The organism is Mesorhizobium sp. WSM4833 (assembly GCF_055811095.1).
The window spans coordinates 76584-99153 of the sequence record NZ_JBVVQG010000012.1; the positions used below are offsets into that span (position 1 = coordinate 76584).

General features: G+C 63.6%; 26 protein-coding genes. 12 read left to right on the plus strand and 14 right to left on the minus strand.

Translation table 11 applies throughout. From position 1 onward, the window contains the following. Positions 1–71: 71 nt before the first annotated feature. A complete protein-coding gene (locus tag AC0L2D_RS23315) occupies positions 72–788 on the minus strand; it encodes a uroporphyrinogen-III synthase (protein ID WP_473542589.1) in 717 nt (238 codons plus the stop codon). 1 nt (position 789) lies between these two features. Beyond that, positions 790–1716, minus strand: coding sequence for a hydroxymethylbilane synthase (gene hemC / locus AC0L2D_RS23320; protein WP_127365959.1), 927 nt, complete (start codon positions 1714–1716; stop codon positions 790–792). Between the two features lie 101 nt (positions 1717–1817). On the opposite strand from hemC, the gene tsaD reads away from it, so the two are divergent. The 6 genes from tsaD to AC0L2D_RS23350 are packed head-to-tail and all read left to right on the plus strand — an operon-like array spanning position 1818 to position 5834. Beyond that, positions 1818–2903: a tRNA (adenosine(37)-N6)-threonylcarbamoyltransferase complex transferase subunit TsaD gene (gene tsaD / locus AC0L2D_RS23325; RefSeq protein ID WP_473542654.1), complete on the plus strand. Its 1086-nt coding sequence runs from the start codon at positions 1818–1820 to the stop codon at positions 2901–2903. Beyond that, on the plus strand, positions 2900–3922 hold the full coding sequence (locus tag AC0L2D_RS23330) for an NAD(P)H-dependent glycerol-3-phosphate dehydrogenase (protein ID WP_024503043.1): 1023 nt from the start codon (positions 2900–2902) through the stop codon (positions 3920–3922). Before tsaD ends, AC0L2D_RS23330 begins: the two co-directional genes overlap by 4 nt. A gap of 30 nt (positions 3923–3952) precedes the next feature. Continuing rightward, positions 3953–4249, plus strand: coding sequence for a YciI-like protein (locus tag AC0L2D_RS23335; RefSeq protein WP_473542592.1), 297 nt, complete (start codon positions 3953–3955; stop codon positions 4247–4249). A 38-nt stretch (positions 4250–4287) separates the two neighbouring features. Then, positions 4288–4713 carry an EVE domain-containing protein gene (locus AC0L2D_RS23340; protein ID WP_063173341.1) on the plus strand — a complete coding sequence of 142 codons (426 nt, stop codon included), beginning with the start codon at positions 4288–4290 and terminating at the stop codon, positions 4711–4713. Beyond that, positions 4668–5366, plus strand: coding sequence for a class I SAM-dependent methyltransferase (locus tag AC0L2D_RS23345; protein ID WP_473542594.1), 699 nt, complete (start codon positions 4668–4670; stop codon positions 5364–5366). The genes AC0L2D_RS23340 and AC0L2D_RS23345 overlap by 46 nt, the downstream gene beginning before the upstream one ends. Before the next feature lie 51 nt (positions 5367–5417). After that, positions 5418–5834 carry a DUF1761 domain-containing protein gene (locus AC0L2D_RS23350; RefSeq protein WP_024503046.1) on the plus strand — a complete coding sequence of 139 codons (417 nt, stop codon included), beginning with the start codon at positions 5418–5420 and terminating at the stop codon, positions 5832–5834. A 162-nt stretch (positions 5835–5996) separates the two neighbouring features. On the opposite strand, the gene gcvA is transcribed toward AC0L2D_RS23350, so the two are convergent. Continuing rightward, positions 5997–6932: a transcriptional regulator GcvA gene (gene gcvA, locus AC0L2D_RS23355; protein ID WP_013528901.1), complete on the minus strand. Its 936-nt coding sequence runs from the start codon at positions 6930–6932 to the stop codon at positions 5997–5999. 130 nt (positions 6933–7062) lie between these two features. On the opposite strand from gcvA, the gene AC0L2D_RS23360 reads away from it, so the two are divergent. Further along, positions 7063–7329 (plus strand): hypothetical protein, encoded by a 267-nt coding sequence (locus AC0L2D_RS23360; protein WP_013528900.1) that lies wholly within the window; start codon positions 7063–7065, stop codon positions 7327–7329. 80 nt (positions 7330–7409) lie between these two features. Here AC0L2D_RS23360 and AC0L2D_RS23365 read toward each other — a convergent pair whose 3' ends face one another. Then, entirely contained in the window at positions 7410–7946 is a 537-nt protein-coding gene (locus tag AC0L2D_RS23365) for a L,D-transpeptidase family protein (protein WP_473542656.1), read from the minus strand. 144 nt (positions 7947–8090) lie between these two features. Here AC0L2D_RS23365 and AC0L2D_RS23370 point away from each other — a divergent pair, with 144 nt between their 5' ends. The 4 genes from AC0L2D_RS23370 to AC0L2D_RS23385 all read left to right on the plus strand — a co-directional run bounded on the left by AC0L2D_RS23370 (position 8091) and on the right by AC0L2D_RS23385 (position 11585). Continuing rightward, positions 8091–8774, plus strand: a complete 684-nt coding sequence (locus AC0L2D_RS23370; RefSeq protein WP_013528898.1) for a response regulator transcription factor — start codon at positions 8091–8093, stop codon at positions 8772–8774. A 121-nt stretch (positions 8775–8895) separates the two neighbouring features. Continuing rightward, entirely contained in the window at positions 8896–9351 is a 456-nt protein-coding gene (locus AC0L2D_RS23375; protein ID WP_013528897.1) for a Crp/Fnr family transcriptional regulator, read from the plus strand. A 214-nt stretch (positions 9352–9565) separates the two neighbouring features. Further along, entirely contained in the window at positions 9566–10621 is a 1056-nt protein-coding gene (locus AC0L2D_RS23380) for a glycosyltransferase family 9 protein (protein ID WP_473542596.1), read from the plus strand. A 289-nt stretch (positions 10622–10910) separates the two neighbouring features. After that, complete coding sequence (locus tag AC0L2D_RS23385; protein ID WP_050596349.1) at positions 10911–11585, plus strand: hypothetical protein; 675 nt, start codon at positions 10911–10913, stop codon at positions 11583–11585. 28 nt (positions 11586–11613) lie between these two features. Here AC0L2D_RS23385 and AC0L2D_RS23390 read toward each other — a convergent pair whose 3' ends face one another. The 7 genes from AC0L2D_RS23390 to tesB form a co-directional block, all read right to left on the minus strand. Beyond that, the gene (locus AC0L2D_RS23390; protein WP_013528894.1) at positions 11614–12420 is read right to left on the minus strand and encodes an exodeoxyribonuclease III; all 807 of its coding nucleotides are present in this window, start codon (positions 12418–12420) and stop codon (positions 11614–11616) included. A 172-nt stretch (positions 12421–12592) separates the two neighbouring features. Beyond that, positions 12593–13276, minus strand: a complete 684-nt coding sequence (locus AC0L2D_RS23395) for an outer-membrane lipoprotein carrier protein LolA (protein ID WP_013528893.1) — start codon at positions 13274–13276, stop codon at positions 12593–12595. 151 nt (positions 13277–13427) lie between these two features. Beyond that, the gene (locus tag AC0L2D_RS23400) at positions 13428–16109 is read right to left on the minus strand and encodes a DNA translocase FtsK (protein ID WP_473542598.1); all 2682 of its coding nucleotides are present in this window, start codon (positions 16107–16109) and stop codon (positions 13428–13430) included. A 259-nt stretch (positions 16110–16368) separates the two neighbouring features. Further along, complete coding sequence (locus AC0L2D_RS23405) at positions 16369–16644, minus strand: hypothetical protein (RefSeq protein ID WP_473542600.1); 276 nt, start codon at positions 16642–16644, stop codon at positions 16369–16371. Between the two features lie 325 nt (positions 16645–16969). Then, a complete protein-coding gene (locus tag AC0L2D_RS23410; protein WP_473542602.1) occupies positions 16970–18325 on the minus strand; it encodes an ammonium transporter in 1356 nt (451 codons plus the stop codon). A 31-nt stretch (positions 18326–18356) separates the two neighbouring features. Next, positions 18357–18695 (minus strand): P-II family nitrogen regulator, encoded by a 339-nt coding sequence (locus AC0L2D_RS23415; RefSeq protein ID WP_013528889.1) that lies wholly within the window; start codon positions 18693–18695, stop codon positions 18357–18359. A 217-nt stretch (positions 18696–18912) separates the two neighbouring features. Continuing rightward, the gene (gene tesB, locus AC0L2D_RS23420) at positions 18913–19788 is read right to left on the minus strand and encodes an acyl-CoA thioesterase II (protein ID WP_013528888.1); all 876 of its coding nucleotides are present in this window, start codon (positions 19786–19788) and stop codon (positions 18913–18915) included. Positions 19789–19886: 98 nt separating this feature from the next. Between tesB and AC0L2D_RS23425 the strand changes: the two genes are divergently transcribed. Continuing rightward, positions 19887–21146, plus strand: a complete 1260-nt coding sequence (locus AC0L2D_RS23425) for a ubiquinone biosynthesis hydroxylase (RefSeq protein WP_027163307.1) — start codon at positions 19887–19889, stop codon at positions 21144–21146. 10 nt (positions 21147–21156) lie between these two features. Here AC0L2D_RS23425 and AC0L2D_RS23430 read toward each other — a convergent pair whose 3' ends face one another. The 3 genes from AC0L2D_RS23430 to AC0L2D_RS23440 form a co-directional block, all read right to left on the minus strand. After that, positions 21157–21684, minus strand: a complete 528-nt coding sequence (locus AC0L2D_RS23430) for a hypothetical protein (RefSeq protein ID WP_024504998.1) — start codon at positions 21682–21684, stop codon at positions 21157–21159. Positions 21685–21817: 133 nt separating this feature from the next. Next, entirely contained in the window at positions 21818–22174 is a 357-nt protein-coding gene (locus AC0L2D_RS23435) for a YciI family protein (protein WP_473542605.1), read from the minus strand. Continuing rightward, positions 22171–22392, minus strand: a complete 222-nt coding sequence (locus AC0L2D_RS23440; RefSeq protein ID WP_024504996.1) for a hypothetical protein — start codon at positions 22390–22392, stop codon at positions 22171–22173. The genes AC0L2D_RS23435 and AC0L2D_RS23440 overlap by 4 nt, the downstream gene beginning before the upstream one ends. Positions 22393–22570: the final 178 nt, after the last annotated feature.

Sequence of the window (22570 nt, forward strand, 5' to 3'; positions counted from 1 at the left end):
CGGCGCATGATGGTTCAGAAAGGGTCTAGCACATCACCAAGCGGTGAAAAGGGGCGGTGTGATGACGCGGCTCAGCGCGGCGCCTGCAAAAGCGCCAGCAATGCCTCCTCGTCAGGTTGCGCGGCAATGCGGATCCTTTCGCCGGCGGCATCGTCGAAGGCTGCGGCGATCCGCGTGGAAAGCGCAAAAACCCATGTTTTTTCGAAGAGACCGCGCAGAGCGGGCCGTCTTGCCAAGGTCTGCATCGCCGCCGCCGCGTTGGCTGAATAGAGCAATACCGCGTCGGCAGGTTGCCCCGACAGGCGTTCGAGGATGACTTCGTCCGGATAACCTACTGTCAGCGTGTCATAGGTCTCGACGGCGTGGACCCGAACGCCCGCCGTCCCGAGCCTCTGTTCGAACGCCGGAAACCGCACGCGCCCACACAGGTAGACAATCGTCTTTCCAGAAAAATCGGCAGCGAGAACGTCGGCCAGCGCCTCGGCATCGCCCGGGCCTTCACTGACCGACAAAAACCCCGCTTTGCGGGCAGCTTCCGCAGTCCGCCTGCCGACGGCATGACAAGGCAAGGCGGCGAGCGTCGCGATGATTTCTTCCGGCGCATGGCGCATGGCATTGGCGCTTGTGACGGCCACCGCGACGGCATCGTCCGGGATCAGTCCGGCAGCGGCGGGCAACGCCTTTGTTTCGGTCAGGGGCAAAAGAACCGGCTGGAAACCTGCCTCCTCCAGCCGATGCGCTGTGCGCGAAGCACCCGGTTCCGGCCTGGTCACCAGGACGCGAAGCATTTCAGAGCCAGCCGTCGAAGAACTTTTCGCCGGCCCTGGCGCGCACGCTCCGGGCCGCTTCGCCGCCGATGCGGGCGGCGTCTTGCGCCGATCCCTGCAGCTCGACCGTGTGCGACTGCGTCCCGTCGGGCGAGATGATCAGCCCGGCAAAAGACAGTTTTCCGGCCTCGATCGCCGCATAGCCGGCGATCGGTGTACGGCAGGAGCCGTCGAGCGCCGCCAGGAAGGCACGCTCGCAGGCCAGCGCCTGGCCGGTCGGCACATCATGGACGGCTGCCAGCATCTTTTCGACATCGCGGTCGCCGAAACGGGTTTCGATGCCGATCGCGCCTTGCCCCGGCGCCGGCGGGAAGACATCGAGCGGTATCAGGTCGGTGACGACATGCTCGAGCCCAAGCCGCTTCAGCCCGGCATAGGCCAGGATCGTGCCGGCGGCGACGCCTTCCTCGAGCTTGCGCAGCCGCGTCTGCACATTGCCGCGGAACATCACCACGTCGAGATCCGGCCGCATCCGGCGGATCAGCGCTTGCCGCCGTAGCGACGACGAGCCGACTTTCGCCCCGCGCGGCAGTTCGGCGATCGTCTTCGCCGCTTTGCCGACAAAGGCGTCGCGTGCGTCCTCGCGCGGCAGGAAGGCCGACAGTTCGAGGCCGTCGGGCAGTTGCGTCGGCATGTCTTTCGACGAATGCACGGCGATGTCGATCCGGCCGGCCAGCAGCGCCTCCTCGATCTCCTTGGTGAACAGGCCCTTGCCGCCGGCTTCCGACAGCGGCCGGTCCTGAATGCGGTCGCCGCTGGTCGAGATGACGACCACCTCGAACGCCTCCGCCGGCATGCCATGCGCGGCCATCAGCCGCGCCTGCGTTTCATGCGCCTGCGCCAGCGCCAGCGGGCTGCCGCGTGTTCCGATTCTCAAGATTGTTTGCATGGCGCGCAGTCCGTGATAACCCCCCGGCAAGCGAGGCTTTTCCGGGGTTCTCCTAACGGGGAAAGCCCCATGATACAATCTTTAGGGACAGCGACGAATTGATCCGCGTGCTGGGCATAGAGACGAGTTGTGACGAGACCGCCGCCAGCGTGGTGGCCATCGACGGCGACGCCGCGCCAAAAATCCTGTCCAACATCGTGCTCAGCCAGATCGAGGAGCATGCCGCTTTCGGCGGCGTCGTGCCGGAAATCGCCGCGCGCGCCCATGTCGAGGCGCTGGACGGCATCATCGAGGCGGCGCTTGCCGATTCGGGTACAGCACTAGCCGATATCGACGCGATTGCCGCCACCGCCGGCCCCGGACTGGTCGGCGGGCTGATCGTCGGGCTGATGACCGCCAAGGCAATCGCCGCGGCGGCGAACAAGCCGCTGATCGCCATCAACCACCTCGAAGGCCATGCGCTGACCGCAAGGCTGACCGACGGGCTCGACTTTCCCTATCTCTTGCTGCTGGTCTCCGGCGGCCATACGCAAATCGTCGCCGTGCGGGGTGTCGGCGACTACCAGCGCTGGGCAACGACTATCGACGACGCGCTCGGCGAAGCCTTCGACAAGACGGCCAAGATGCTCGGCCTGCCCTATCCCGGCGGACCGAATGTCGAGAAGGCGGCACAGGCCGGCAACGCCTCGCGCTTTGCCTTTCCGCGTCCGATGAAGGGCTCGGCCCAGCCCGACTTCTCCTTCTCCGGCCTCAAGACCGCCGTGCGCCAGGCGGCGAGCGCCATTGCGCCGCTGAGCGACCAGGACGTCGCCGACATCTGCGCCTCGTTCCAGGCAGCCGTAGCCGATGCTCTGGCCGACCGTGTTTCTCGCGCGCTGACGCGCTTTCGCGAGACATTTCCCGGCACTAGGAACGCAGCCCTCGTCGTTGCCGGTGGTGTCGCCGCCAACCGCACGATCAAGGCCATGCTGGAGCGGCTCTGCGCCGAGACCGGCTTCACCTTCATTGCGCCGCCACTGAAACTTTGCACCGACAATGCGGCGATGATCGCCTGGGCCGGCATCGAGCGGCTGCGCGAGGGCATGGCGCAAGAGAACGGCTTCGATTTCGTGCCGCGCTCGCGCTGGCCGCTGGACAGCATCTCGGCGCCGATGGTCGGCTCCGGCCGGCGCGGAGCCAAGGCATGAACGAGGTGGCAATGAGCGGCAAAGACACCGCGCCAAGCGGCTGGCGCGTTGCCGTGCTCGGCGGCGGCGCCTGGGGCACTGCCTTGGCCTTGGCCATGCTGCGCGCCGGCCATTTCGTCCGCCTTTACGCGCGCGATCCGGAGACCGTCGCCGCGATCGACCGCGGCGAAAATCCACGCTACCTGCCGGGCATTACGCTCCAGCCCGGCATCGTGGCGACGAGCAACATCCAGGCCACGCTCGACGGTGCCGATTGCGTGCTGGCGGTGACGCCGGCGCAGTCGCTGCGGGCGACGCTGGCGGCCGCGAAGGACCATATGCCGGCCGGTATCCCGCTGGTTCTGTGCGCCAAGGGCATCGAAAGCGAGACTGGCGCGTTGCTATCGGCGATTGTCGAAGAAATCCTGCCGCTCAATCCGGTTGCCGTTTTGTCGGGCCCGAGCTTCGCCACCGACGTCGCCCGCGGCCTGCCGACGGCCGTTGTGGTCGCCGCCCGCGACGAGGCATTGGCCGCCGATCTCGCCGCCCGCTTTTCCGCCGAAAACCTGCGCTGCTATTCGAACGACGACCTGATCGGCGTCGAGATCGGCGGCGCCTTGAAGAACGTCTTTGCCATTGCCGCAGGTGCCGTCACCGGGGCGGGTCTCGGCGCCAGCGCCCAGGCCGCCATGGTGACGCGCGGCTTTGTCGAATTGCGCCGCATCGGCGCTGCCTTCGGCGCCAGGCCCGAAACGCTGATGGGGCTTTCCGGCCTTGGCGACCTGCTGCTGACCTGCTCGTCCACCCAGTCGCGCAATTTCGCCTATGGGTTGGCGCTCGGGCAAGGCAAGCCACTTGCCGGATTGCCGCTGGCAGAAGGCGTGCCGACGGCGGCGATCGCAGCCCGCATTGCCACCGAGCGCAACATCGACGCGCCGATCATTGCCGCCGTCGCCGCCATACTGGATGGCACCATCACCGTCCGGCAGGCCGTGACGGCGTTGATGACCCGGCCGCTGAAGACCGAAACCAACGATTGATCCCCACGACTTGAACGATCAGGAGAAAAAATGCTGTTTGCTGTGATTTGCAAGGACAAGCCCGGAAGCCTGCAGGTGCGCCTCGACACGCGGCCCGAGCATGTTGCCTTTCTCGAGGGGTTGAACGGCGACAAGAAGCTGGCATTCGCCGGTCCGTTCCTTGACACTGAAGGCAAGTCCAATGGCAGCCTCGTGGTCGTCGAAGCGCCCGACCTGGCTGGCGCCCAGGCTCTGTCGGCCGCCGACCCCTACGCCAAGGCCGGGCTGTTCGAAAGCGTCGAAGTCCGCCCGTGGAACTGGACGTTCAACAAGCCGGCGGCTAGTTAAATCCCGGTCGCCAGCGCGACTCCAAGGAGGAGAAAGACATGAACTACTGGCTGTTCAAATCCGAGCCATTCAAGTTCTCCTTCGAGATGCTGAAGGCCAAGGGCAAGGCCGGCACGCAATGGGACGGCGTGCGCAACTACGCGGCGCGCAACAACATGAAGGCGATGCAGATCGGCGATCTCGGCTTCTTCTACCACTCCAACGAGGGGCTGAACATCGTCGGCATCGCTGAAGTCTGCGCGCTTGCCCATCCCGACACCACGTCGGACGATCCGCGCTGGGAATGCGTCGACATCCGCGCCGTAAGGGATGTACCGAACCCGCCGACGCTGGAACAGGTGAAGGCCAATCCCAGGCTTGCCGACATGGCGCTGGTGCGGCTCGGACGGCTTTCCGTGCAGCCGGTGACGCCGGCCGAATGGAAGGAAGTCTGCCGCATGGGCGGCTTGACGCCGGCTCCGTGACGGCGCTCACGCCCAACAGCGCCAAACAGTTCATTCTCGACAACACGGCGCTGATGGCGCCGCCGCACGTGCCGGAGATCCTGCTTCATCTTGCCGACGAAGCGCATGACCTGTGGCAGCGGACCGAGGAAGAGCTGGTCGAAATCGGCCTGCCGCCGCCCTTCTGGGCCTTTGCCTGGGCCGGCGGCCAGGGCCTTGCCCGCTATGTCCTGGACAATTCCGGCACGGTGCGTGGCAAGCACGTGCTCGACTTCGCTTCCGGCTCCGGCCTTGTCGCCATCGCCGCTGCCAAGGCCGGTGCCGCCAAGGTGATCGCCTCCGACATCGACCCGTTCTGCGCCACCGCGATCCGGCTCAACAGCGAGATCAACGGTATCGGGACCGAATTCCTCGGCACGGATTGCATCGGCACCGATGCAGGTTGGGACATGGTCCTGGCCGGTGATGTTTTCTATGACAAATCTTTCGCTGACCGGCTGGTGCCATGGTTCGCAACGCTGAAGGCGCGCGGCGCCGAAATCCTTGTCGGCGATCCCGGCCGGTCGTATCTGCCGAAGACAGGGCTGGAGCCGCTTGCGGTCTATGAAGTGGCCGTCACGCGGGCGCTGGAGGATGCGCTGGTCAAGCGCACGACCGTCTGGCGGTTCGCTTGACGCGATCGCCGAACAGGCGTTCCATCATATCCAAATCAGAGGGGGGAGCTCATGGATTTTTCAGCAGTGAACTGGCTGGCGGTGGTCGCTGCCGCAATCGTGGCGTGGCTGTTCGGCGCCGCCTGGTACATGAGCCTGAGCAAGGCGTGGCTGAAGGCCGCCAAGCTCGATCCGGCCACGATGAAGAAGTCGCCGCTGCCCTTCGTCGTCAGCTTCATCGCCGAACTGGTCATGGCCACGATAATGGCGCTGGTCGTCGGCGCGATGACCGGCGGCGAGCCGACATGGCTCGCCGGACTTGTCTTCGGCTTCGTGCTCTGGCTGGGTTTCGTCGCCACGACGCTCTCGGTCAACCATCGCTACGAGAATTTCGGCTGGGACCTGACCCTCATCGACGGCGGCCACTGGCTCGGCGTGCTGCTGATCATCGGCGCCGTGATCGGCTGGTTCGGCGCGGTGGCAAGCTGAGTCAAGAAGGGAGTAGGGCAGTAAGGCAGTAGGGGAATAGGGGAGCAGACGGCACCGACGCCTATCCCTACTGCCCTACTGCCCTACTGCCTACTGCCCTACTGCCCTACTGCCCTACTGCCCTACTGCCCTACTGCCCTACTGCCCTACTGCCCTACTGCCCTACTGCCCTTTATCCGTGGTCCGCGTCTTGGCGACTTCCTCTAGCATCCATTCGCGAAAGGCGACGATGCGTGGATCGTCGGCGGTATTTTCGGGATAGACCAGGAAATAGGCGAACTCGGGCGCCACGCGCAGGCCGAGTTCGAAAGGCTGCACCAGCCTGCCCTGGGAAAGGTCGTTCGCCACCATGGCGAAATCGGCGAGCGCAACGGCATTGCCGTCGAGCGCTGCCTGGACGGCATCCGTGGAATTTCCGAACACGACTGTCCGGCTGTCGTCGAAATCATTGATGCCGGCCGCCGCCATCCACATCCGCCAGTTCGGCCACGTCACGCCTTGCCGCGACCATTCGATATGCGCAAGCGTATGGTTGAAAAGATCGCGCGGCTCGCGCAGCGGCGGACCGGACGTCAAAAGGCTCGGGCTGCACACCGGAATGAGGATGTTGTCGAACAGCCGGTGGGTGCGAAGGCCCGGATATTTGCCAGCGCCAAAACGGATGCCGACATCGATGTCGTCAAGTTCGAAATCCCGCACTTCATAGGCAATGTCGAATCGCAACTCGATATCGGGGTGACGCTTGCGAAAATCGTCGACGCGTCGCATCAGCCATTTTGACGCGAACTGCGCGTCGAGCGTTACCTTCAAAAGAGCGGTGCCGCGCGTCAGCTTTTGCGCCCGCGAAACAGCCCGGCCAAGCAGGTCGAGCGCGTCCGCCGAGGCGTCGAACAGCACCGTTCCCGCCTCGGTGAGCCGGATGGTGCGGCTGGTGCGCGTGAACAGCACCAGCCCGAGCTGATCCTCGATTTCCTTGATCTGATGGCTGACGGCGGCCGGTGTCAGCCCAAGCTCGTCGGCGGCACGGGTGAAATTGAGGTGCCGGGCCGCCGCCTCCAGCGTCCTCAAGGCACGAGTCCCAGGCAGAAGACGAGCCATCCTATCCTCAAAGAAAACTTGATGATCGAGAGAAAACTACTCGTTTCCTACAGAGATTTCAATCTGGCATGATCTGTCCATCGAAACATCATCAAGCCGGATTTGATATTCGGGGAGAACGGAGCACACCATGTCCATCATCGTTTTGAATTCGTCCGCACATCGTCCGAACTGGCTGGCCGAAACCCTCGACTGGTTGCGTCACGCCCGGGTCGCGATACGCCTCCCCCGCCGCGATACTGCCTACCAGAACGTCGAGGATCTCTCCGACCGCCAACTGCGCGATATCGGCGGCGCGCGCCGTGATGTCGCTCGCGCAATGGACAAGGAGCTTGGCCGGCTGGGCCTGCTCGACATCGGCTGGCAGAGACCTGGCCGTAGGGGAATAGGGGAATAGGGGAATAGGAAAAACTACGGCCGCGCCGAGCTTGTCCCTACTCCCCTACTCCCCTACTCCCCTACTCCCCTACTCCCCTACTATCTTACCACCCTCACCACCGTCCGGTCCGACAGCAGCGGCAGCAGCCGCGCCATGGTTTGCGCCGTGACAGCCACACAGCCTTGCGTCGGCGTGAAGCCGGGGCGCGCCAGATGGAAGAAGATGGCGCTGCCGCGTCCGCGCCGGCGCGGCGACAGGTTCCAGTCGAGCACCAGGCAGGCGTCGTAGAGCCTGTCGTCGCGCCGCATGCGTTCGTGGCTGGGGCCATAGGGAATCCTGACCGGCCTGTTGTAGTTGCGGTCGTCAGGCACTTCGCACCAGCCCAGATCGGGCCCGATCGGCGTCATCGCCAGCCGGGTCCTGCGGCCGCTGGAGAACTGATCCCCCCGGAAATACCCCGACAGGATCCGCATCGCGGCCAGCGGCGTGGCGCCGTCGCCTTCGCGTTTGTCGGCCGAGATGCCGCCGCGCCCCAGCGCACAGGCAAACACCGTTTTCCCGGCCTGCAGCAGGCCCTGGCTTGGATGCCCAGGCCTCGCCCGCACGGTCAGCACACGCAGCCCTTTTCGCAAAATTGCGCCGGCTGCATTGCGATCGTGTTTTTTCTTGTATGATCGTGCCACGGAACAAATCACTGTGAACGGCTGTTACGCCGGTCAGCTTCCGCATAAACAGGCAGCGGTCAACTGAATTTTCTTTTCAAAACAACGGATTGATCCATGACTTCACGCACCATACTGATCGTCGACGACGATGATGACCTGCGCGGCACGCTGGTCGAGCAATTATCCCTTTACGAGGAATTCGACGTGCTGCAGGAATCGACTGCGGCAAAAGGTGTCGCCGCAGCGCGCGGCGGCCTCATCGATCTGCTCATCATGGATGTCGGGCTGCCCGACATGGATGGCCGCGAAGCGGTGAAGATCCTGCGCAAGGGCGGCTACAAGGCGCCCATCATCATGCTGACCGGTCACGACACCGATTCGGATACGATTCTTGGTCTCGAGGCCGGCGCCAACGACTATGTGACGAAGCCGTTCCGCTTCGCCGTGCTGCTGGCGCGCATTCGGGCGCAGTTGCGCCAGCATGAGCAGAGCGAGGATGCCACCTTCTCGGTCGGGCCCTATACTTTCAAGCCCAGCCAGAAACTGCTGCTCGACCCGCGCGGCGGCAAGGTGCGGCTGACGGAGAAGGAGGCCTCGATCATCAAATATCTCTATCGCGCCGACCAGAAGGTGGTGACGCGCGACGTGCTGCTCGAGGAGGTGTGGGGCTACAATTCCGGCGTCACCACGCACACGCTGGAAACCCATGTCTACCGGCTGCGCCAGAAGATCGAGCGCGATCCTTCCAATGCGGAAATTCTTGTGACAGAAAGCGGCGGCTACAAGCTGGTTCCTTAAACATTTTCATTATCCAATGAGCGGCCGGGCGGGGCCGCTTTCGGGTACGATCCAGTTGGAGGGTGGTTTGGATCGAACTCGCAGAGGAGGAGTCGGACTGTCGGTTCGGGGACATAGCTAGATGGCGCTGGATGACGACATCCGCGTTCTGTCCGCCGTGAGGCTCTTCGAGGGCTTCACGCAGGAACAACTGCGCCTGCTCGCCTTTGGCGCCGAGAACACCAGGCTGATTGCCAACCACAAGCTTTATCGCGAGGACGACGAGGCCGATTCCGCCTATATCGTTGTCAGCGGGCGCATCGTGCTCTACCGGGAGCAGAATGGTGAACGCATCCCGATTGGCACGGCAGACCCCGGCACGATCCTGAGCGAACTGGCATTGATCGCCGACACCAACCGGTTGACCAGCGCCTCGGCCGAGATCGATTCGGAAGTGATGCGCCTCAGCCGCAAGATGTTCCGCCGCATCCTGGAGGAATATCCCGAGATCGCGGTCAAGCTGCACCAGCGCATCTCGGAGGAATTTCAGGCGATGATCCGCCGCATCGAGGAACTGGCGCCGCGCTTCTCCGGCTAAATCTAGCGTACCCACGAAGCTGCTGGCCTCGCGGCCGAAGGCAGAAGCGTTTTCAACGACAGCGATGAGCTGGTCGTGGCGCACTGCGGCCGTCCGGACGCCCGGATCCAGCGGCAAGGCTCCGTTGACAGGCAAGAGGTGAAATCCTAAAGCACCTCGAAGGCGGCCGGCGCAGCAGGCGCCATCACCACCAGGCTCCTGGGGGGAGCGAGCCATGCCATCAGGGCGGTACGAGACCATTATCTTGTATTCCCGCAATGACGCGTTCGGCGACGGACTGATCCGGATTCCGGCATTGCGCGCCGCCAGAACGGCATTCCCCGATAGTTTCATCGTCTACGGAACCACCCGGTCGTCGTCCCTTGAACATAGCCTCAATCGCCATGCCCGCCATTTGGTCGATGCGATCAATGTGCGGACGCCCCTGGCGCGCCTGATCGCCGGTCACAGCAAGGGCAAGGGGCAATTGGCCGTCGTCGATTTCCGCATCTCGGCGCGTTGGCTGCTTCAAGCCTCGGCATCACTGCTCGGCCGCGGCATCGCCTATGAGGCAAACTTTCCGGCTTTCGCCCTTTCCTGGCGCCTGGGTCACAGGCCTGAAGCACGACCCGGGCACAATGCCTGGCGCTACCATCGCCTCATCGAACGCCTTGCCGGCAAGCGGCTGCCTTTCGATCATCGGCTGGAGCCTAGCCCGGCCGCACGAGCGGCGGCCAGGAGCCTTGCGGACGACAAGCATGCTCCCTTGATCATTATCGCGGCGCATGGCAGCGCCAGCAAGCGCATGTCGGCGGATCAGGTTGCCGCAATCGCCGACAGCCTGATCGCCGACGGGGCGAACCTTCTCTATGTGAAAACCCCCGGCGACGGTCCCGATATGGCTGAGCTGGCTCAGCGCGTGCCGAAGCTGCGGCTTGTCGATTCCGCCGCGATCGGAGGTGTCGATATCGGTGACATCTTGCTGGCGCTCGGCGAGTTTGCCGATCTTTACATCGGCGCCGAAGGCGGTACCGCACATCTCATGGCAACGGTGATGACGCCGATGGTTATCCTCAATGGCGGCGCCAACATGGCCCGTTGGAGGCCGCTTTCGAACTGCGTGGACGTGATCGCGACCCGCCATGCCAGCCCGACCGGCCTGGTCGCCGATGTCCCGGCGCCGACAATCATCGAAGCGGCGCAACGGATGCTGGCGACACGCCGCCGCGACCATCCCCATCTGCCGGATAAGCCTGTCAGCGCAGCAGCCCTGGGGCAACGACATGCGTGAAGACGTGAAGCGCGCCGTTTGAGTTCGAATTTATTTGGACGCGCTTCGAAGCGTGCTGGGATTCAGGTCGGGCATTTGCAGGCCGGTCTCCCCTGAACATCGGCGCCATGGTACAATGGGTTCGGTGGAGCGAAGCGCTGCAACCGTTCGATGCTGACCACCGGCACAATGCAGGCGGAGTTCTCGGCGCGGCAGAGCTGGCAGCCATCGCACTGGATTAGGCATAGGTCAGCACTTCTTGATCTTTGATTCCAATGGAGTTCCTCTCAGTCCTCTATGAGAATAGCAAATGCCAGAGAACAGCGCGCCGAACACAAAGCATGGCGGCGAATGGACAATAGCCTGGCGCTTGGTCGTGGTGGCGGCGGCGGCGATCAACGTTGCGATGCTCTTGGCCGCGCTGTTCGTCGCGCAAATTCGTGGTCTGGACGCGTGGATCTTTTATCGAGATCCATCCGCAGCCGCCGGAGTCGGTTTCTATACGGGGTGGATTTCGTCCCTGGGTGCTTCGCTATGGATCGGCTCCGGCGCCGCAACCCTGTTTGCTGGCCTGCTCACGCGCCGATGGGATTGCACGTTTCTCGGCGGCCTTACCCTCCTCTTGGGCCTCGATGACCTGTTGTTGATCCATGAGGACGTGCTGCCCATTGTTGGGATACCAGAGATCGTTCCGATGATTGCCTACGCCGCCGCCGGGTTGTTCTGGTTCTTCCGGCTGCGACGAAAAACATTCGACGGCACGATCATCTTTGTGGCCGCAGGCTTCCTGCTGGCGATGTCAGCATCGATCGACCAGCTCGGAGAGCTGTTTCCTACCCCCGGTTCTGCGGCCGCCATCGCCGAGGACGTCGTCAAAGAGCTTGGCATCTTCCTTTGGGCGGCAGGTGCCGTTGGGTACGCGGCGATGGTGACACGATTGGGCCGTCCGTGGGTGGATCCAGCCGGTCCCAACTCTACAGACTGACTGCCGCACGCGGGCATTTTCGACCAGACTAGTCCAGATCGAACCGCGCGATGACAGGCACATGGTCCGACGGGCGCTCCCAGCCGCGCGCCAGACGCAGGATCTCGTAGCCGGAAAAGCTGGGCACAAGGTTCGGCGACGACCAGACGTGGTCGAGGCGGCGGCCGCGATTGGACAGCTCCCAATCCTGCGCGCGATAGCTCCACCAGGTGTAGAGCTTCTGCTCATCCGGCACGTTGAGCCGCATCAGGTCGACCCAGTTGCCGGCGCGACGCATCGCCTCGAAATTTTCCGTCTCGACCGGTGTGTGGCTGACCACGTTGAGCAATTGCTTGTGCGACCAGACGTCATGTTCGAGCGGGGCGATGTTGAGGTCGCCGACCAGCACCGAGCCGGACACCTCGTCATGTTCTGCCCGGATGGCATTCATCTCGGCAACGAAATCGAGCTTGTGCTTGAACTTCCTGTTGATGACGGGATCCGGTTCGTCGCCGCCCGCCGGGACGTAGAAATTATGCAGCAGGATCGCCTTGCCGCCGGCCCGCACCGTCACCGAGAGGTGCCGGCTGTCCTCGATTTCGCAAAAGCGTCGCTTTTCGACCAATTCGATCGGCCGCCGCGCCACGGTTGCTACGCCGTGGTAGCCCTTCTGGCCATGGAAGGCGATGTGCTCGTAGCCGAGCTTGCGGAAAGCCTTCTCGGGGAACAGTTCGTCGGGAACCTTGGTTTCCTGCAGGCACAGCACGTCGGGCGCATGCTCGACGAGCAGGCGCTCGACGATCGGCATGCGAAGGCGAACGGAGTTGATGTTCCAGGTGGCGATGGAGAAGGGCATTTGGCAATCCAGGACAGCGTGCAACCGGCCAGAACCGATGGGTCCCGGCGGGGAAGACGCCTTTTGACGGAGTCGGTCCGGGAAATTGCCAGCCGCAAGCCGCAAAGACAAGCCGGGCAACGCTCGACGAGGCGCGGCCCGGTGCTTTCCACAGCTATTGGAGCGTTTGAAGCTAGCGCGCCTTGTTGGTGTTGAGCTCGCGGTTCGCCGTGTAGTCGATGGCGAAAGTATCCGGCGCGAAGCTGACGCCTTCCTTGGTGTTGAAGATCATCACCGTCGTATCCTTGCCCTGCGCGTCGGTGATCGTCCACTGCCGCAAGTCGAAGGTTTTCGGATCGAACATCATGGTGATCTTCGAATTGCCGAACACCGATTTGTCGGCGAGCTGGATGGTTGTGAGGTCGTCCTCCTGCTTGACGCTTTTGACGCGGTCGCCGGAGAGGTCGATCCTGTTGTCGAGCAGCAGCTTCAAGGGTGTCTTCGACAGCGGATAGAGATCGGACGTGTTGAGCCTCTTGTTCAGGATGACCACCGACTGGCCGTCTGAAATCACCCGGAAGTTCGAAGAGCCATCGTAGTTGAAGCGGATCTTGCCTGGCCGTTCGAGGAAGAACTTGCCGCCGGTCTGCTCGCCCTTGGGGCCGAACTGCACGAATTCGCCGCTCATCGATTTGACCGAGGAAAAGTGGTCGGCGATCTTCTGCGCAGCGGCCGGCACAGCCGCCTGCGCCGAGGCCAGCAGCTGGAAGCCGGGCACCGCGTTGAAGGCTGCCGCCCCTGCAAACGCCAGGCCGAGGCCCAGCAACTGACGCCGGGAGGGAGCAAATGTGCTGAGCTCTGAAAGATCGTTTTTCATGTCGGTCACTCTCGTCTGATTCCTGAGTTGTTCTGTGCTTGGACCCCCAGTTGGGCTGAAATTTGGCGGGTCGGGCGTCCCTCCGTCGCTTCAACGCCTTGAAAGGTTCAAGGTTGCCGGACCGGGATGTCGCAAGGGTCAGGCTTTCTGGTCAGAACTTGTCCTCTTCGGTCGGCACCAGGATCTCGCGCTTGCCGGCATGGTTGGCCGGGCCGACGATACCTTCCTTCTCCATCTTCTCGATGATCGAGGCAGCGCGGTTATAGCCGATGCCCAGCCGGCGCTGGATATAGCTGGTCGAGGCCTTGCCATCGCGCAGCACCACGGAGACCGCCTGATCGTAAGGATCGTCGGAATCCTCGAAATTGCTGTTGCCGCCACCGCCGCTCGCTCCACCCTTGCCTGACGGCTCGTCGTCATCCTCGCCATCATCCTCGGTGATGGCGTCGAGATACTCCGGCACGCCCTGCAGCTTCAGATGCGCGACGATCTTCTCGACCTCTTCATCGGCGACGAACGGGCCGTGCACGCGCTGGATACGGCCGCCGCCGGCCATGTAGAGCATGTCGCCCATGCCGAGCAGCTGCTCGGCGCCCTGCTCGCCCAGAATGGTGCGGCTGTCGATCTTCGACGTCACCTGGAAGGAGATGCGGGTCGGGAAATTGGCCTTGATGGTGCCGGTGATGACGTCGACCGACGGCCGCTGCGTTGCCATGATGACATGGATGCCGGCGGCGCGCGCCATCTGCGCCAGGCGCTGCACGGCACCTTCGATGTCCTTGCCGGCGACCATCATCAGGTCGGCCATCTCGTCGATGATGACGACGATATAGGGCATCGGCTCGAGATCGAGGTTCTCGGTCTCGTAGATCGCCTCGCCGGTCTGGCGGTCGAAGCCGGTCTGAACGGTGCGCGAGATCTTCTCACCCTTCTTGTCCGCCTGGCTGACGCGGGCGTTGAAGCCGTCGATGTTGCGCACGCCGACCTTGGACATCTTGCGGTAGCGGTCCTCCATCTCGCGCACGGTCCATTTCAGCGCCACCACGGCCTTCTTCGGATCGGTGACGACGGGCGTCAGCAGATGCGGGATGCCGTCATAGACCGAGAGTTCCAGCATCTTCGGATCGATCATGATCAGCCGGCAATCCTGCGGCGTCAGCCGGTAGAGCAGCGACAGGATCATGGTGTTGATGGCGACCGACTTGCCCGAGCCGGTGGTGCCGGCGACCAGCACGTGCGGCATCTTGGCGATGTCGACGATGACCGCCTCGCCATTGATGGTCTTGCCCAGCGCCAGTGCCAGCTTGGCCTTCGTCGTCTCGAAGTCGCGGCTGGCCAGGATCTCCCTGAGATAGACGGTTTCGCGCTTGGCGTTCGGCAGTTCGATGCCGATGGCGTTGCGGCCGGGCACCACCGCGACGCGGCAGGCGATGGCGCTCATCGAGCGGGCGATGTCGTCGGACAGGCCGATGACGCGCGACGATTTGATGCCGGGCGCCGGTTCGAGCTCATAGAGCGTGACGACCGGACCCGGACGGACGGCGATGATCTCGCCCTTGACGCCGAAATCCTCCAGCACGCCTTCGAGCAGGCGCGCGTTCTGTTCCAGCGCGTCCTTGGACAGGCTGGCGTCGCGCACCACGTTCTTCGGCTCGGAGAGGAAATGCAGCGACGGCATTTCGAATTTTTCAGAGCCGATCAGCGATGTCTGCGCCTCGCGCTGCACACGGGCGCCGGGCACGGGGCGCGCCGCCGGCGCCTCGACGCGCGTGGCGGCATCGGAACGGAACGGCTGTACCTTGGCGGTCGGCGCGCCTCGGCGTTGCACGACAGGCTCATCGTCGAAATCGGCATCCTCGCCCGCATTGTCGAAGCGGTCGTCGAAGATATCGGCATCGTCGGGGTCGAGCGAGGCGCTGCGGTCATTGACCATGGCGGCGAAGAATTCCGGCTCGACGCGGGCGCGGCCATCCTGGCTCATCCGCTGCTCGGCGAACTCGGCCGATTCGACCCGTTCGGCCGCGCGGCGCCAGGCGGTGGAGCGCTGCTCCATCTCCGGCTCGTACTCGTACTCGTCCCGCTCCTGCCTGCGGCGCACGGCGCGGCGGTGCATCCACGCGCGCAGCGACAGCCACCAATGGGTGATGGCGCCGAGCGCCAGGATGCCCTCGTCGCCTTCGTCCTCGTCATTGTCGAACAAAAGGTCGTCCTCGCGCGGATCGACGGCGGGCTCGTCCTCCATCACGGCAAAGCCGTTCTTGCGTCCGATCAGCGCCGAGCCATGGGCGAAGAGCCACAGTGCGGGCGCCGAAAGCAGGATGGCGATGATGCTGGCGATCAGCCCGGTCGGATAGCCGCCGATGACGACACCGGGGATCTTCAGCACCATGTCGCCGAACACGCCGCCGAGGCCGGTGGGCAGCGGCCAGGTCTTGGGCGGCACCACGCAGCCGGCCATCGCCGCGGCCAGCAGCGCGAAGCCGAACCAGGACAACCCGCGTTTGGGCAGCCTGTCGACGCCGCGCGCGGAAAACAGCAGGAAGCCCCAGATGACCGTCGGAACCAGGGCGGCGACGGCGGCGAGGCCGAAGAACTGCATGGCGAGGTCGGAGAACACGGCACCCGCATAGCCCATGGCGTTGGTGACGGTGTTGTTCGTCGCGTGGGAAAAACTCGGATCGGCGACATTCCAGGTGGCAAGGCTGGCAACGCCAAAGGCGGCCAGCGCGAACAGGCCGACGCCAACCAGCCGCCCGACCTGACGCCGCGCGAACGCCTGGATGCCGTGCCCCGTATCGGCCAGCGCGAGCGGTGCTGAAGCCCCTGAACGCATGCTCTTCCCCGTCTGTCGTGGACTCGCCGGGTGCGTGGCGCACTCCGGCAGATTCGGGTCTCAGACTATCGGTGGGAAGGTTAAGGGCGCATTAACTATAAGAGGTTGAGACGCTCAAACCTCATTACCGCCGGTTGAGCCGTATGATGCAATGATGGACGACGAACCGATGGAGCTCCATCGAATGAAACAATGGCGGGCTGCCGGCCCGCCATTGGTCGTCTGAACAGAGATCGGGTCTCGGCCCGATCGCGGCAAATCAGTTGGCGCCGCCGAGCGCCTGCACATTGGCGCAGAATTCCGCATGCGGCTTGCTCATCGCCGCATCCTGGCATTCCTTCTTCATCGCTTCCTGCTTTTCCATCGGCATGGCCATGAAAGCTGTCTTGAAGTCCGCCATCGGCTTCATGGTTTTCATGCCGGAATCCGTGAAGAACGGCGCCATGTTGTCGGGCTCGTCCAGAGCACCGGCAAGCGCCACGCCGCCGATCATGGAAAGAGCAAGCGCTCCGAGACAGATGTTCTTGAGGTTCATGAGATGGTTTCCTTCCCTATTGTTTGGCACGAGCGTCAGAACGACGATCGTCCCCACGGTTCGGAACCAGAGCGGTCGTTGTTTCCTCAAAAAACATGATCACGCGAACGTGATTGCGTGAAGCCGGGCATTGCCGGAATGGCTTGCCAAAAAAAGAGGCCCGGATGCGATCCGGGCCTCAATGCGTGAACTCCTTTCGGGAGCGTCACGACGGGATCTTTCAAAGCAATTCCAGGAGAACTGTGCAGCGCTTTCCATTCGGAATTGCGTGGAGATATGGGGCCGGCGGGAGGAGGGTTCCGCCGGCCCCTTGGCTAAGCTGGCCTTACGGCACCACTTCGCCATGCTGGGAGATGTCGAGGCCTTCGACCTCTTCCTGGGTCGTCGGGCGCAGGCCGACAAGCACCTTGACGATGTAGAGGAGCACGAAGGTGGCAATGCCGGTCCACACGATGGTGACGGCAACGCCGTAGATCTGCTTGCCGAGCGAAGCACCTGCGCCGAGGCTGTTGATCGCCGGGTCGGCGAGCACGCCGGTGAGCAGAGCGCCGACCACACCGCCGACGCCATGCACGCCGAAGGCGTCGAGCGAGTCGTCATAGCCGAACATGTGCTTGACCTTGACCGCCGAGAGGTAGCAGACGACGCCTGCGACGATGCCGACGATGAAGGCACCGGTCGGGTTGACGAAGCCGGAAGCCGGCGTCACCGCGACCAGGCCGGCAACCGCACCCGAGATGATGCCGAGCACGGAAGGCTTCTTGGCGACGATCCATTCGGCGAACATCCAGGCCAGTGCCGCCGCCGCGGTGGCAACCTGGGTGTTGAGCATGGCAGCGCCGGCAAGACCGTCGGCTGCCAGTTCCGAACCGGCGTTGAAGCCGAACCAGCCAACCCACAGCAGCGAAGCGCCGATCACCGAATAGACCAGGTTATGCGGCGCCATGTTGGTGGTGCCATAGCCTTCGCGCTTGCCGAGAACCAGCGCACAGACCAGACCGGCGACACCGGCGTTGATGTGAACGACCGTACCGCCGGCAAAGTCGAGCACGCCCGCCGATCCGAGGAAGCCGCCACCCCAGACCCAATGCGCGATCGGCACGTAGACGACCAGCAGCCACAACGCCATGAAGATCAGCAGCGCCGAGAACTTCATGCGTTCGGCGAAGGCGCCGGCAATGAGCGCCGGCGTGATGATGGCGAACGTCATCTGGAACATCGAGAACACGAATTCAGGAATGTTGGCGACGCCCGGCAGCCACAGCGAGGCCGTGGTGATGCCGTGATGGAAGAACTTCGAGGTGCCGCCGATATAGCTGTTCACGCCGCCGCCGTCCGAGAAGGCCAGCGAATAGCCGAACATGAACCACAGCACCGTCACCAGGCAGGTGATGGCGAAGCTCTGCATGACGGTGGCGAGCACGTTCTTCTTGCGCACCATGCCGCCGTAGAACAGCGCAAGGCCCGGAATGGTCATCATCAGCACCAGCGCCGTCGAGGTCAGCATCCAGGCGGTGTTGCCGGTGTCGAGCACCGGGGTCGGGGCAGCAGCCGGCGCGGCCGCGGCTGCGGCCGGTGCCGCTTCCTGTGCGAAGGCGGCGACCGTGCCCAATGCTGCGAGAGTAAGCGAACCCAAAAGGGCAGCTCGTCCCGTCGTCTTCAAGGTGGAAGGAATATTCATTGAACTCTCCATTGGAATACGTGATCGCCGCTCAGAGCGCGTCGGTGTCTGTTTCGCCGGTGCGGATGCGCACCGCCTGATCGATGCCGAAAACGAAGATCTTGCCGTCGCCGATCTGGCCGGTCTTGGCGGCTGCGGTGATGGCTTCGACGGCCTTGTCGACCATGTCGGCACTGACCGCGACTTCGATCTTGATCTTCGGCAGGAAGCTGACCGCGTATTCCGCCCCGCGATAGATCTCCGTATGCCCTTTCTGACGCCCGTAGCCTTTGACTTCGGTGACGGTCAGGCCCTGGATGCCGACGGCGGTGAGCGCTTCGCGTACCTCGTCGAGCTTGAACGGCTTGATGATTGCCATCACGATTTTCATAAGGTTTCACCCTTTGCTGTTGCGGTCCCCCGCGTTTGCACACCTTCACCGATCCCAAAGAGCCGGAGAGTGCCCACAAGGATTCAAGCTCCGTGCCAAGTGCCGAAGCAGGGTGTTAACCCACTGTAAACAAAGAGATTAGGGGGTGCACCGACGCAACCTGCCCACAGCTGCGGCGATACGTCTGCTTAAAAATTAGGCAAATTTTGAAAAATGCCTACTCTGCAGGCGATCGCTTGAGCCGGATCAGCCCTTCCTGCGCAACCGAGGCAATCAGCGTACCGTCGCGGGCAAACAGCGAGCCGCGTGTAAAGCCGCGCGAGCCCTGCGTGGAGGGGCTGTCCTGCGTGTAGAGCATCCAGTCGTCGAGCGCATGGCTGCGATGGAACCACATGGCGTGGTCGAGGCTCGCCGCCTGGATATCGCGATCGAAAATGGCGCGGCCATGCGCGAAGGTCGATGTGTCGAGCAGCGTCATGTCGGAGAGATAGGCGAGCACCGCTGCCTGGATGGCGCGGTCCGCCGGCACCGGACCGGTGGTGCGGATCCAGATGTTCTGCTTTGGCTCCAGCTTTTCGCGGCTGGTGTAATGCTTCAGCATCACCGGCTTCATCTCGATCGGCCGGTCGCGTTCCCAGTAGCGTTTGATCCCATCGGGCACCGCCTCGCCGAATTTGCCCAGCAATTCGCGTTGCGACAGCAATGTGTCCGGCCCCGGAACGTCCTGCGGCATCGGCACCTGGTGCTCCAGGCCGACCTCATCCTGCTGGAACGAGGCTTCGAGCGAAAAGATCGCCTGGCCGTGCTGGACCGCCACCACGCGCCGCGTGGTGAAGGAGCCGCCGTCGCGAATACGGTCGACCTCGTAGACGATCGGCACCTTGGTGTCGCCGGGCCGCATGAAATAGCCGTGCAGCGAATGCACGTACCGATCGGGATCCACTGTCCGCTGCGCCGCCACCAGCGCCTGGGCGATGGTCTGGCCGCCGAACACGCGCTGCCAGTCGAGCAGCGGGCTGCGACCACGATACAGATTGTGTTCTAGCTTCTCGAGGTCGAGAATGCCGAGAAGCTCGTCCATGGCTGCCGTCATATTTCGCGCCCTCGCCGCAGAAGTGTTATGGCGGTTTCCGACAGGACGGACAGGCAGTCAAGGGCGCAAGACCCGGCCGGCGCGCAGGAGCGAAGATGATGGAACGCAAGGCGGACACGAAAAACAGATCCGGGCTCGATGTCCTGGTCGCCGGCGCCGGCTATGTCGGCCTGGCCGCCGCCGTATCGCTGAAACAGGCGCGACCGGGCCTCGCCATCGCTCTCGTCGATGCGGCACCTGCTGGCGCCTGGCAAAGGGATGGCCGCGCCTCGGCCATTGCCGCCGCCGCCTGCCGCATGCTCGACCAGCTCGGCGTGTGGGCCGAGATCGCACCCCAGGCGCAGGCGATCACCGAGATGATCATCACCGATTCGCGCACCGCCGATCCGGTGCGTCCGGTCTTCCTGACCTTCGGCGGCGAAGTGGCGCCGGGCGAGCCCTTTGCGCATATGGTCGCCAACAAGGTGCTGAACGGCGCCTTGCGGGCCAGCGCCGAAAGGCTCGGCATCGATATCATCGAAGGCGTCGCGGTGCAGGGCTTCGAGACCAACGGCAGTGGCATCACCGTGCATCTCGCCGACGGCGCGGCGCTGAAGGCGCGGCTGCTGGTCGCCGCCGACGGCGTCAACTCGAAGCTGCGCGACATGGCCGGCATCAAGACGGTGAAGTGGGAATATGGCCAGTCCGGCATCGTCTGCACGGTAGCGCATGAACGCCCGCACAATGGTCGCGCCGAAGAGCATTTCCTGCCGGCCGGGCCTTTCGCCACATTGCCGCTCAAACCCGGTGAGGACGGCACCAACCGCTCGTCGATCGTCTGGGTCGAGCGTACGCCCGATGCCGAGAAGCTGGTGGCCGGTGACGATCTCCTGTTCGAACACGAACTCGAGCAGCGTTTTGGCCTGAAGCTTGGCGAGATCCGCGTTACTGATGCGCCGCGCGCCTGGCCGCTCGGCTTGACCATTGCGCGTGCCTTCGTCGCGCCCCGCATCGCACTCGCCGGCGATGCCGCCCACGGCATCCACCCGATCGCCGGCCAGGGCCTCAATCTCGGCTTCAAGGATGTCGCGGCCCTTGCCGAGGTGATCGTCGAGGCCGACCGGCTCGGCCAGGACATCGGCGCGCTCGACGTCCTCGAACGCTACCAGCAGTGGCGCCGCTTCGACACGGTGCAGATGGGCATCACCACGGACGCGCTGAATCGGCTGTTTTCCAACGATATCGGCCCGCTGCGAACCGTCCGCGACATCGGCCTCGGCCTTGTCGAACGCATGCCGCGCCTGAAGGACTTTTTTATCCGGCAGGCGTCGGGGTTGTCCGCCAGCACGCCGCGATTGTTGAAGGGCGAGGCGATCTGAGCGCTATCGCTCAGTTGACCTCGAAACCCAGCTTCTGCCGCAGCCGCAATATCCTCTGGTCGGATATTTCGAGGCGTTTTTCCCCGCCCTGGGCGGCGCGGTTGACCATCTGCAGCAGATCGTTTCGCTCGGCGACATCGAGGCGTTCGCGCAGGAACGGCGCCAGCTTGTCGATGACGACGGTGGTGTCGTCGACCTGCGCCGCCGCCCATTTGGCGTAGATCACCGCCTCGTCGGTCTTCTTCTTGTCGGCGATCTCGGAAATCACCGCGCGGATGACAGCCTCGCGCTGCGGCAGGATGGGCCCATCCTCGGAGACGATTGATGTGATCAGCGTAGCCGCCGCTACGACCGGATCATCGATCGCCGTCAGAGGCGACAGAGCCGCCTGCTTGCGCAGCTTCTTGCGACGGATGTTGCCCTGCACGCGCCCGACAACGTCCGCAACCTCGCGAGCCGCGTCGTTCATCGCCTTCATCCGGTACCACCAGAACGCCGCCGCGCCCATCACGCCAAGGATAGCAATCAGGAAAGGCATGTCGAAATCCCCAAGAACCCCGGCGACGATAGGAGAACTCGCTTCAACACGCAAAAGTTGCGCATCAAATGAACCGGGACGATCGTTCAATCGAACGCCTTGGTTTCCGCGTGGCTGTAGCACATGGCGGGGGCTATGACCCCGGCACATTGTAGATCGCCCGCACCTCGATGGTGCCGATTTCGGCCAGCGGGATCTCGCCGGCGATCTCCAGCGCCTGGTCGAGATTGTCGGCCTCGATCATGACGAAGCCAAGCAACTGCTCCTTGGTTTCGGCGAACGGGCCGTCGGTGATCAGCCGCTTGCCCTGGCGTTGCCGCACCGTCTTCGACGTCTTCACCGATTGCAGCGCCTGCGCGACGATCAGCACCCCACGCTGATCCAATGACCGGTCATGAGCCATCGAATCGGCATCGAGCTTGGCCAGACGCTCCGGCGTCATGGCATGGAGGTCGTTTTCCTCGCCATAGACCAGACAGACATATTTCATTTCCAGCTCCCTTGCTGTGACGAACCATAGGCGATCACGGTATCGGTTGAGTTCTTGCCGGCAGCGACATGGTCGAGAAGGCTGACCGCAATGCCGATGATTGCAACTGCCGCAAGCAGCCGGCCGAAGCCGGAGGGCGGCACATGCAGCGGGTCGCTTTTCCCTGGATCGGCCGTTCGGCAGGTGCTTGTCCAATGGGCAGAAAACAGATTGTTCATGCGAACCTCCATCCGCCACGAGAATCCGTGGCCGCCCGCAGGACGGTCGGGGCCGATGCAAGTCGACATTTTTGCACGCACATTTTTTCAAAAAAGATTCGGTGCGGCTCGCCGGTGCTGCATGCGCGCGCAAACAGCGCGGTGGCCTTCCCTCGCGCCCGCGCTATAGTTGGGAGGA

Excerpts from the sequence above, each read along its gene's own strand:
- AC0L2D_RS23315 (WP_473542589.1), bottom strand. The coding sequence starts at position 788 with ATGCTTCGCGTCCTGGTGACCAGGCCGGAACCGGGTGCTTCGCGCACA.
- hemC (WP_127365959.1), bottom strand. The coding sequence starts at position 1,716 with ATGCAAACAATCTTGAGAATCGGAACACGCGGCAGCCCGCTGGCGCTG.
- AC0L2D_RS23330 (WP_024503043.1), top strand. The coding sequence starts at position 2,900 with ATGAACGAGGTGGCAATGAGCGGCAAAGACACCGCGCCAAGCGGCTGG.
- AC0L2D_RS23335 (WP_473542592.1), top strand. The coding sequence starts at position 3,953 with ATGCTGTTTGCTGTGATTTGCAAGGACAAGCCCGGAAGCCTGCAGGTG.
- AC0L2D_RS23340 (WP_063173341.1), top strand. The coding sequence starts at position 4,288 with ATGAACTACTGGCTGTTCAAATCCGAGCCATTCAAGTTCTCCTTCGAG.
- AC0L2D_RS23345 (WP_473542594.1), top strand. The coding sequence starts at position 4,668 with ATGGAAGGAAGTCTGCCGCATGGGCGGCTTGACGCCGGCTCCGTGACG.
- AC0L2D_RS23350 (WP_024503046.1), top strand. The coding sequence starts at position 5,418 with ATGGATTTTTCAGCAGTGAACTGGCTGGCGGTGGTCGCTGCCGCAATC.
- gcvA (WP_013528901.1), bottom strand. The coding sequence starts at position 6,932 with ATGGCTCGTCTTCTGCCTGGGACTCGTGCCTTGAGGACGCTGGAGGCG.
- AC0L2D_RS23360 (WP_013528900.1), top strand. The coding sequence starts at position 7,063 with ATGTCCATCATCGTTTTGAATTCGTCCGCACATCGTCCGAACTGGCTG.
- AC0L2D_RS23370 (WP_013528898.1), top strand. The coding sequence starts at position 8,091 with ATGACTTCACGCACCATACTGATCGTCGACGACGATGATGACCTGCGC.
- AC0L2D_RS23375 (WP_013528897.1), top strand. The coding sequence starts at position 8,896 with ATGGCGCTGGATGACGACATCCGCGTTCTGTCCGCCGTGAGGCTCTTC.
- AC0L2D_RS23380 (WP_473542596.1), top strand. The coding sequence starts at position 9,566 with ATGCCATCAGGGCGGTACGAGACCATTATCTTGTATTCCCGCAATGAC.
- AC0L2D_RS23385 (WP_050596349.1), top strand. The coding sequence starts at position 10,911 with ATGCCAGAGAACAGCGCGCCGAACACAAAGCATGGCGGCGAATGGACA.
- AC0L2D_RS23390 (WP_013528894.1), bottom strand. The coding sequence starts at position 12,420 with ATGCCCTTCTCCATCGCCACCTGGAACATCAACTCCGTTCGCCTTCGC.
- AC0L2D_RS23395 (WP_013528893.1), bottom strand. The coding sequence starts at position 13,276 with ATGAAAAACGATCTTTCAGAGCTCAGCACATTTGCTCCCTCCCGGCGT.
- AC0L2D_RS23400 (WP_473542598.1), bottom strand. The coding sequence starts at position 16,109 with ATGCGTTCAGGGGCTTCAGCACCGCTCGCGCTGGCCGATACGGGGCAC.
- AC0L2D_RS23405 (WP_473542600.1), bottom strand. The coding sequence starts at position 16,644 with ATGAACCTCAAGAACATCTGTCTCGGAGCGCTTGCTCTTTCCATGATC.
- AC0L2D_RS23410 (WP_473542602.1), bottom strand. The coding sequence starts at position 18,325 with ATGAATATTCCTTCCACCTTGAAGACGACGGGACGAGCTGCCCTTTTG.
- AC0L2D_RS23415 (WP_013528889.1), bottom strand. The coding sequence starts at position 18,695 with ATGAAAATCGTGATGGCAATCATCAAGCCGTTCAAGCTCGACGAGGTA.
- tesB (WP_013528888.1), bottom strand. The coding sequence starts at position 19,788 with ATGACGGCAGCCATGGACGAGCTTCTCGGCATTCTCGACCTCGAGAAG.
- AC0L2D_RS23425 (WP_027163307.1), top strand. The coding sequence starts at position 19,887 with ATGGAACGCAAGGCGGACACGAAAAACAGATCCGGGCTCGATGTCCTG.
- AC0L2D_RS23430 (WP_024504998.1), bottom strand. The coding sequence starts at position 21,684 with ATGCCTTTCCTGATTGCTATCCTTGGCGTGATGGGCGCGGCGGCGTTC.
- AC0L2D_RS23435 (WP_473542605.1), bottom strand. The coding sequence starts at position 22,174 with ATGAAATATGTCTGTCTGGTCTATGGCGAGGAAAACGACCTCCATGCC.
- AC0L2D_RS23440 (WP_024504996.1), bottom strand. The coding sequence starts at position 22,392 with ATGAACAATCTGTTTTCTGCCCATTGGACAAGCACCTGCCGAACGGCC.